The sequence below is a fragment of the Ramlibacter sp. genome (genome assembly GCF_013697775.1).
Classification (GTDB): domain Bacteria; phylum Pseudomonadota; class Gammaproteobacteria; order Burkholderiales; family Burkholderiaceae_C; genus Ramlibacter.
The window spans coordinates 1-2,909 of sequence record NZ_JACCWG010000053.1 but is presented as its reverse complement, the minus strand read 5'-3'; the positions used below and the strand labels follow the sequence as shown (position 1 = coordinate 2,909).

The 2,909-nt window shown below is 71.8% G+C and carries 4 protein-coding genes; 2 read left to right on the top strand and 2 right to left on the bottom strand.

Annotated elements, in window-relative coordinates; translation table 11 throughout:
* Together H0U68_RS03220 and H0U68_RS03215 are read left to right on the top strand one after the other, a co-directional pair.
* The coding region (locus tag H0U68_RS03220) for a hypothetical protein (RefSeq protein ID WP_296352724.1) at nt 1-320 on the top strand (320 nt) is incomplete at its 5' end.
* Between the two features lie 38 nt (nt 321-358).
* The gene (locus H0U68_RS03215; RefSeq protein ID WP_296352723.1) at nt 359-1,177 is read left to right on the top strand and encodes a helix-turn-helix transcriptional regulator; all 819 of its coding nucleotides are present in this window, start codon (nt 359-361) and stop codon (nt 1,175-1,177) included.
* Here the strand turns inward: H0U68_RS03215 and H0U68_RS03210 are convergent.
* Nucleotides 1,138-2,295, bottom strand: a complete 1,158-nt coding sequence (locus H0U68_RS03210) for a PLP-dependent aspartate aminotransferase family protein (RefSeq protein ID WP_296352722.1) — start codon at nt 2,293-2,295, stop codon at nt 1,138-1,140. The genes H0U68_RS03215 and H0U68_RS03210 overlap by 40 nt on opposite strands.
* Before the next feature lie 80 nt (nt 2,296-2,375).
* A partial coding sequence (locus H0U68_RS03205) for a DMT family transporter (RefSeq protein ID WP_296352721.1) occupies nt 2,376-2,909 on the bottom strand: 534 nt, incomplete at its 5' end.

The window sequence follows — 2,909 nt, the reverse complement described above, 5'->3', positions numbered from 1 at the left end:
GATGCGTACAGGTCCTCCAGCGCGGTCCCGACCTCGCGGTGCAGCAGGCCGCGCCGCTGCTGACCGACCGCGCCACCGCGACCGCCATGCACCTGCCCTACACCTCGCTGGGCGGCCAGATCGTGATGGTGCCGCCCGAAGCCGCCGCCGGTGCGGTGCGGCCCTCGGTGACCGTGGTGCCCAGCGGCCTGCCGCCGGTACGCCGCGCGCTCACGTCGGTCGCGCCTACGCCGCGCACGCAGACCATGATCACCGAGCTGCGCGATCCGCCGATGACCATCGTGCAGCGCGGCGCCGACACCTACGTGAGCCAGCAATAAGCAGGGCCTGAGCGCGCGGCCGCCGCTACGATGGCGGCATGCCTCCGAACCGCGACCCGCACGCGCCCGAGCGCCAGGACCATGGCCTGTGGGCGACGCTGGCCAAGACGCACGCGGCCGGCGCCATGTTGCCGCGGCACCAGCATGGCCGTGGCCAGCTCGTGTTCGGCACCAGCGGCGTGATGCTGGTGGAAACCGCGAATGTGCAATGGACGGTGCCGCCGCAGCGCGCGCTATGGATTCCCCACCGGCAGCCGCACACGGTGCGCACGCTGTCGTCGACCGACATGCGCACCGTGTACTTCCAGCCCGCGCTGATCGCGCGCTGCCTGCCCGCGCAGCGGCTGGACCAAGTGCATGCGGTGGCCGCCTCGCCGCTGATCCGCGAGCTGGTGCTCGGCCTGTTCGATGCGCAGTTCGACCACGCCACGCACGAAGCCATGGCCGGCCTGCTGCTGCGCACGCTGCGCCATGCGCCGGCGCTGCCTATCTCGCTGCCCATGCCGGCCGATGCGCGCCTGCACCGCGCGCTGGCCCTGCTGCTGCAGGCGCAGGCCTGGCATTGGCCCATCGAGCGGCTGGCGCAAGAGGCTGCGATGTCGGAGCGCAGCTTCACCCGGCACTTCACCGGGGACATGGGCATGAGCTTTCGCGCGTGGCGGCAACGCGCGCGCGTGATCGCGTCGCTGGACCTGCTGAACGCGGGCCGGCCGGTCAAGGCAGTGGCGCGGCAGCTGCAGTTCGCCAGCGATGCCGCCTATGTCGCGGCATTTCGTGACCTGCTGGGCTGCACGCCCAGCGCGTTCCGTTCCCAGACTCAAGAGGTAGAGGCTTCGAAGGCGCCCGCCAGGTCCTGACACAGGTCGCTCGGGTCCTCCAGTCCCACGTGCAGCCGCACCAGCCGCGGCGCGTCGGCCGCACCGCTCAGTGCGCGCAAGTGGTGCGGCACCGCCGGCATCACCAGGCTTTCGAAGCCGCCCCAGCTGGTGCCCAGGCCGAACAGGCGCAGCGTGTCGATGAAGCGCGCGAATGCTTCCTCAGTGCAGGGCGCCAGCTCGATCGTGAACGGGCCCGCGGCGCCCGAGAACTGGGCGCGCCACAGCGCGTGCCCGGGGTCCGACTCCAGCGCCGGAAATAGCACGCGGCGCACCGACGGTTGCTGCTGCAACCAGCGCGCAACGGCCAGCGCCGAGGCCTCGTGTCGCCGCATCCGCACGCCCAGGGTGCGCAGCCCGCGCAGCGCCAGCCAGCAGGCGTCGGGCGCGGCATGCGTGCCGCTGCGCTCGCAGTACGCGCGCACACGCTGCAGCGCGTCGCGCGAACCGGTGACCAGGCCCAGCATCACGTCGGAGTGGCCGCTGATGAACTTGGTGGCTGCGTGCATGGAGATGTCGATGCCCAGGCCGTGCGCGTCGAAGAACAGCGGCGTGCCCCAGGTGGAATCCGCGCCGACCGGGATGCCGCGCGCGCGCGCCGCGGCGCAGATGGCGCGCACGTCGAGCATCTCCATGGTGAGGGATGCCGGCGTCTCGATCCACACCAGGCTGGTGGTATCGCGCAGTAACTGCGACACGTCCGCGCCGTGCGCGAAGAATTCGATCTCGGTGCCGGTGGGCGCGAGTTCCTTCTCGCAGAAGTTGCGCGCCGGCCCGTACACGCCGGCGCTCAGCAGCAGGTGTTTGCCGGGTCCTGCGTAGGCGCTCAGCACCGCCGTGATCGCCGACAGCCCGCAGCTGGTGGCGATGCAGGCCTGCGCACCGCACAGCGCGGCCATCGCGCGCTGCAGCTCGAAGGTGGTGGGCGTGCCCGAGCGGCCGTAGCGCGGGCCGTCGAACACGGTCCCGCGCTGCGCCTGCTTGTAGCTGTCCAGCGTGTCGAAGACCACGGTGGAGGCGCGCACCAGCGGCGCGTTGACGGCTTGCACCGCGGGTGCCGAGGCACGGCCTGAATGAACGAGAAGCGTGTCGAAATCCATGCAGGCATGCTAGGTGCGCACACCGCGCGCGAGGCGCCAAACGCTATCGCGCAGGCGCCACGTGCGCGGGCCAGGCGCTCTCAGGCCCGCGCCGCCGCTGGCGTGCGGAACACCTGCACCAGCCCCACCACAATGGCCGCCAGGCCGGCGAGCGCGAGCGGCGCCATGCGGTTGCCGAACACCAGGTAGTCCAGCAGCGCGGTGCCGCCCGGCACCAGGTAGAACAGGCTGGTGACGTTGACCAGGTTGCCGGCGCGGATCAGGCGGTACAGCAGCAGCGTCGCCACCACCGAGATCACCACGCCCATGCAGAAGACCGAACCGGCCAGCCCGGCCGTCCATTGCACCTGCACCGGGAACAGCGGCACGATCGCCGCGCACAGCGCAAGGCTCACCGCGTACTGCAGCGGCAGCACGACGGCGGGCGCCTGGTCCAGCCGTTTTTGCATCAGCGTGCCGGCGCTGATGGACACCAATGCGCCGAGCGCGAACAGCAGCCCCACGGCGCCGAAGCGCGCCGCCGCCAGGCTGTCGTAGACCACCAGCACCAGGCCGGCGAGCGCGATGGCCAGCCCGGCCAGGCGCACCGGTGACCTCATGTCGGACGGCGGCGC

What these genes read in the sequence shown, in the direction of transcription:
- H0U68_RS03215 (WP_296352723.1), top strand. Translation starts at nt 359, where the DNA reads ATGCCTCCGAACCGCGACCCGCACGCGCCCGAGCGCCAGGACCATGGC.
- H0U68_RS03210 (WP_296352722.1), bottom strand. Translation starts at nt 2,295, where the DNA reads ATGGATTTCGACACGCTTCTCGTTCATTCAGGCCGTGCCTCGGCACCC.